Source organism: Bradyrhizobium sp. 14AA, from assembly GCF_054185205.1.
Window position 1 is genome coordinate 1 of record NZ_JAVAYM010000166.1, and the last position, 449, is coordinate 449.

General features: G+C 75.1%; 1 protein-coding gene. It reads right to left on the minus strand.

The window, feature by feature from the left end; all coding sequences use genetic code 11:
* On the minus strand, window positions 1–441 hold a 441-nt coding region (locus RAD15_RS43830; protein WP_458184866.1), incomplete at its 3' end, for a CoA-binding protein.
* Window positions 442–449: the final 8 nt, after the last annotated feature.

The window sequence follows — 449 nt, forward strand, 5'->3', positions numbered from 1 at the left end:
CGTGCCGGGATCGGCGGCGAAATGATCGAGGCAGTCGGCGGCGTCGACGTCCCACGAGCGGCCGAGGGACAGGATCGCCGAGAAGCCGACCCCCCGCGGGCGCGCCCATTCGAGGACCCCCGCCGCGACGGTGCCGGATTGCGACACGAGGGCGAGGTCACCCTTCTCGGGGGCGTGGGCGAGCAGGCTGGCATTGAGACGCTGCGCCGGGACGGCGATGCCGATGCTGTTGGCGCCGACGAGGCGCAACCCGTGGCGGCGGGCGGCCTCGCGGGCGCTCGGGCCGGCATCGTTCGGCCCGAAGCCGAGATCGGCGGTGAGGATCACGGCCGCGCCGCAGCCGCTCGCGCCGGCATCGTCAACGATGCCGGGCACGGTGGCCGGCGGGGTCGCCACGAGCACGAGGTCGGGGGGCGAGGCGATGTCGCTCACCCGCGGCACGCAAGGAT